Origin of the sequence: Synechococcus sp. B60.1 (assembly GCF_047462555.1) — a bacterium.
Lineage (GTDB): Bacteria > Cyanobacteriota > Cyanobacteriia > Thermostichales > Thermostichaceae > Thermostichus.
Genome location: NZ_JANSJN010000013.1, coordinates 1 through 4,364, shown reverse-complemented (window position 1 = coordinate 4,364; position 4,364 = coordinate 1). Strand labels below are relative to the sequence as shown.

General features: G+C 58.3%; 5 protein-coding genes and 1 pseudogene. 3 read left to right on the top strand and 3 right to left on the bottom strand.

Annotated features, from left to right (window positions below; translation table 11 throughout):
* A partial coding sequence (locus NW863_RS02645) for a polysaccharide deacetylase family protein (RefSeq protein ID WP_414364205.1) occupies positions 1 to 867 on the bottom strand: 867 nt, incomplete at its 3' end.
* A 96-nt stretch (positions 868 to 963) separates the two neighbouring features.
* Here NW863_RS02645 and NW863_RS02640 point away from each other — a divergent pair.
* Positions 964 to 1,125, top strand: coding sequence for a hypothetical protein (locus NW863_RS02640; protein WP_414364204.1), 162 nt, complete (start codon positions 964 to 966; stop codon positions 1,123 to 1,125).
* A 56-nt stretch (positions 1,126 to 1,181) separates the two neighbouring features.
* On the opposite strand, the gene NW863_RS02635 is transcribed toward NW863_RS02640, so the two are convergent.
* Entirely contained in the window at positions 1,182 to 1,676 is a 495-nt protein-coding gene (locus NW863_RS02635) for a phycobilisome linker polypeptide (protein WP_414364203.1), read from the bottom strand.
* A 202-nt stretch (positions 1,677 to 1,878) separates the two neighbouring features.
* Between NW863_RS02635 and NW863_RS02630 the strand changes: the two genes are divergently transcribed.
* Positions 1,879 to 2,412, top strand: a complete 534-nt coding sequence (locus NW863_RS02630) for a DUF4079 domain-containing protein (protein WP_414364201.1) — start codon at positions 1,879 to 1,881, stop codon at positions 2,410 to 2,412.
* A gap of 192 nt (positions 2,413 to 2,604) precedes the next feature.
* A pseudogene (locus tag NW863_RS02625) lies at positions 2,605 to 2,840 on the top strand (zinc ribbon domain-containing protein); the annotation flags it as partial.
* A 573-nt stretch (positions 2,841 to 3,413) separates the two neighbouring features.
* Here the strand turns inward: NW863_RS02625 and NW863_RS02620 are convergent.
* A complete protein-coding gene (locus tag NW863_RS02620; protein ID WP_414364199.1) occupies positions 3,414 to 4,049 on the bottom strand; it encodes a biotin transporter BioY in 636 nt (211 codons plus the stop codon).
* Positions 4,050 to 4,364: the final 315 nt, after the last annotated feature.

The following is a 4,364-nucleotide window of genomic DNA, read 5'->3' as shown; positions in this document are numbered from 1 at the left end:
AATGGCCTCGGTGAGGCGAAACTGGTTAAAGCGGCGCACCTCCAGCAAGTTGGGCGACTGTCCCGTAAAGCCGGGATCCATCGTGAAGGCCATCCGGTAACCCGCCTCCGCCAGGTATTGCTTCACCCGCTCGTCCCGGTTGCCTTCCGGATAGGCAAAGTAGTGGATGGGGTGGCCCAACTCCTGCTCCAGCTTGCTCTTGCAGTCAACCACCTCTCGCCGCAGGCGGGTGTCGTCCAGCAGCCGCAGGTCGGGAGGATGGTTGACGGTGTGGGCGGCAAAGTCAATCAGCCCGCTGGCATCCATCTCCCGCATCTGATCCCAAGTGAAGTGATCTTTGTCCGTAGGCACGCCGACAAAGCCGGTCTGAACAAAGTAGGTGGCGGGGTAGTTGTACTCCTTCAAGAGGGGGTAGGCGTTTTCGTAAAGCCCAAGGTAGGCGTCGTCAAAAGTCAGCAAAATGGCCTTTTCCGGCAAGGGATCCCCGTCCCGTAGGTGTTTGTAGAGCTGGTCGATGCGGATGGGAGTCAGCCCCGCCTGCTTGATGGCCTCAAAGTGCTGCCGCAGCTCGGCTACCGTGGTGTCAAACCAGACTTGTTTGCGGCCAGCCACCACGTCGTGGTACATGATGGCCGGCACGTAGGAGAGACTGGCCAAGGGAGCCAACGCAAAAGGATCCCGCTGCAGTTGCGGCTCTTGGGGGAGGGGCGGGCGCTGTTGGGCGGCCTTGGCCTGGGCGCGGGGGGCAGGGATCTCGGCCAGAGGCGGCAAGAGCGCCGGCAGGCGGCTGGCCCAGTCGGGATGAGCAGTTGCCCAGGCCACCAGGGCTCCCGTCCCAAACCCCAGCACTGTAACCAACAAAGCCAAGAAGCGGAGCAGCCGGAAGCGCAACTGGGTTGGCGGTCGCTGCCCAGAAAGACTTCGGCCCGGGAAGGGGGATCCCCTTTTTGTCCTAGGGACTGGATGGCCGCCCCGGCGCGGCAGCGGCTGTCGAGACGTCATGTCCTTCTCCTCACCGGCAAAACCAACGTCAGCCTACCACCCCATCTCCTGGTTGGGGATGGGGAAGCCCTTGCCAGTGGTTTCCTCAAAAACAGCCAGGGATCCCTTTCCTCGCCCAGGTAGTACCCCAGCCCACAGGAGTAGCGGCAGAGCCACCGCCCAGAAGCTTTCCAGGCAAGTCAGTCGAGGTTGCTCAACACATTGGACTCCGTAATGCTGACGATCTTGCCCCCCCTTTGGGTAATGCGCTTCACTTCTTGGGAGAGCCGGCTGAAGGGCACTTTGTACTCGACAACGCTCTTGCGCACGCCCCCTCCCACCAAACCGGACACTTTGAGGGTGAAAATCTTGTCGCTGTTGGGTAGGGATGAGGCCGCCGAGGGGGCAACCTGAGCGGCTGTGGCCTCTGGGGCCGCTTCCGCCTGAGGTGCAGGAGCCGCACTCTCCCGCTCCAAAAGCAGCCGCCAACTGCGGGGATAGGCGGGAGCCAAACGATAAACCACCTTGTAGGAGCCGGTTACATGGTCATCTTCTGACTCCACCCTCACCACTGTTCCTGCTGGGATATCCAGCTTAGCTCCCTTGGACATGACTTTAATTCCAGGCCAATTGGTGGGCACATCCATCAGCAGCTCGACTTCAAAGGATTGATCCCCCAACAACAACTTGGCCATGTGAATAACTCCGTTTTGCTCGTTAGCAGGCGGTAGCCGAGGAGCTGTGGCCGACCACAGCTTCACCGCTAGATATTTTACCGTTGCGGCTGCATCCCCTGAAGCTTTCCACCGGCATCTGTCATCGAAGGTGGGTTTGTTGTAGATTTGTTAAGGAGACTGGTTAAAAAGTTGTAGTTGTTCCAAAGGTGGGGGGATCCCTATGCTGTGTGTGGCTCTGCCCAATCTGTCGGCAGCTTCGGATGGGTTGACGGCTGCCTTGCAGCCAGTAGCGCAGTTTTTTGCCGGCTTCAACCTGCCCCAGCCCATTGTGCAATGGGGACATCCTTTGATGATGGGCATTGTGGTGGTGGTCATGGGCAGCTTCGTCGGCCTGACCGGTTGGCGGGGGCGGGTCTTGCGCCTGGCAGCCGAGGGATCCCTGCCGGAATCGGCCCAAAAGCCGCTCTTGGATCACCGCAAATTGGCCCCCTGGATGGCCACCTTCATTGCCCTGGGCTACACTGGCGGCCTTCTCTCCTTAGTCATGCAGGGCCAGCCCCTGCTGAGCAGCCCCCATTTTTGGACGGGATCCCTGGTGTTGCTGCTGTTGGCAGCCAATGGTGCCCTGTCCCTAAGTGGCTTTGGGGGCAACCGCGAGGCCCTGCGCACCACCCATGCTTACTTGGGCAGCCTCATCCTCTGCGTGCTCTTCGCCCATGCTGTGCTGGGCCTGAAGCTGGGCCTATCTCTGTAGACAATCCCGGCTTTCCTCCTTGGGAAGAGAGGGCTAGGGTGTGACGGCAAGGTGGCAACGTGGAGTTGGGGCAGGCTCCAGACTTTGTTCTGCCGACCCCTAGCCTATGGCTTGAATGGAAGACCTCACAGAAGGTAAAGCTGGAGGCCCCGCACTCTAGTGCGGGAAGGAAAGCTGCTCTCGCAACTTTAGCGGTTGAACAGTTGGGCGTTCCACCAGCTAAGGCAGTTTTTGCACTACAAGGCAGCAAAAGCAGAGGTCAAGGTTGTGGCGGTTCCGCCTGCCTACACTTGCAGACCTGTCACCGCTGCCTGTGGCTTGGCCAGCGGGAAGGGAAGCGTTTTCGTTGTGTGAACCCGGCCTGTGGTTGGGAAGGGGATGCAGATTTTAACGCTGCCACTTGCGTTGGCGGGACGGAGTTCTTGTGAGCGAGCTTCAGGGCTACTAAAAACCCCACCCGCCTATTCGTTGAGTCAACACAACATGGCTTACGCCCCGCTGCGCGCACCGATAGAGTACAGGCTTCACGCTTCATAGACTTGTTTGTACAGAGGTCTCAGCATGCTGCCACCGTGCGACCCATGGCGGGAACCAGTCAGGGAAACTTTCCAGCGATTTAACTTGTTCTCCTCAATTGAAGCACAAACGGCTTTCATCCCGAAACTGAATTGGCTCTTGAGTCAACACAATTTACCAATACAGTGCGGGGTTTCCCGCCGATCAAGCTAAATTGACTATAGCAAGTCAGGGTCGGCCTCATCTCACCTTTTTTGTGAAGCCGATAAAAAAAGCCCCATAAAGGGGCTTGTCGCGACCAGTCAGCGACTTATAAAACCCTAGAGCGATATAGAGAAGCGCTCCATTGAATCTGTTGCTTTGAACACCGTTTTGATCACAGTCCCTAGGATCTCAGAAAAAAGGCCAAACTGCGGTAGATATCATTTTTTTTTTAGATTTTCGGGAGGCTGGCCCTACACCATCAGGCTGCTGTTGGGCAAGCCCTAGCTTGAGGGCGACTTGGGATCCGCTGTCGGCTTCTCCCGCCCCAGCCAGCGCCAAGTGGTGGGCAGCAGGGCTGCTGCCAGCACACACTTCAGCAGATCGCCGGGGATAAAGGGGAACACGCCTTTGGTGAGCACGGCCAAGACGGAAGTGGGGCCGACATTCTCGTTCAGCCATACCCCCAGCCAGGTGGCTCCCAAGACGTAGATCAAAACCGAGCAGGAGAGCATGGCCGCTGCCATCTTCCAAGGGCTGCGATCCACCCCCCAGCGCTCCACAAACCAGCCCATCAGCCCTGCAGCCAGGGGAAAGGCCAGCAAGTAGCCCCCTGTCGCTCCGGTTAAGTGGCTGAGCCCAGAGCCGCCGCCGTTGAAGAAGGGCAACCCCAAAAGCCCCTCCAGCAGGTACAGCAGCAAGGCAAGAAAGCCCAGCCTTGCCCCAAAGCCTGCCCCCACCAGCATCACGCCGAAGGTTTGTCCGGTGATGGGTACTGGGGTAAAGGGCAAAGGGATCCGCACCTGCGCCAGTGCCGCTACCAACAAACTTCCCCCCAACACCAGCATTAAATCCCGAACCCAGGAAGGACGGGTCAGAAGGGTTTGCGCCAAAGGTGTGTGAGCAAAAGTAGCAGTCATAGGATATTTAGGGTGCTGAGATACAAGAGATAACAGCCCTTTTCCGGGATCCACCGACCCATCCCAAAAGCTTTTGGCTAGGGATCCGGGTGCCGCAACTAACCGACAAAGGGCCGTATCTGGTTAGTGTATCGCAACCTCAGGATTCTGCACCTATGCACTACCTTGCTTGGCCGCGGCTATCCGTCTGGCGCATCCACTGAATCCGCAGAAGGGTGATGCAAAAAATTAACCACAAAGCCCCCAGGCTATATCCCGCCAGCAGATCGCTGGGCCAATTCAACCCCAAGTAGGCCCGGCTGAAACCAATGAGGA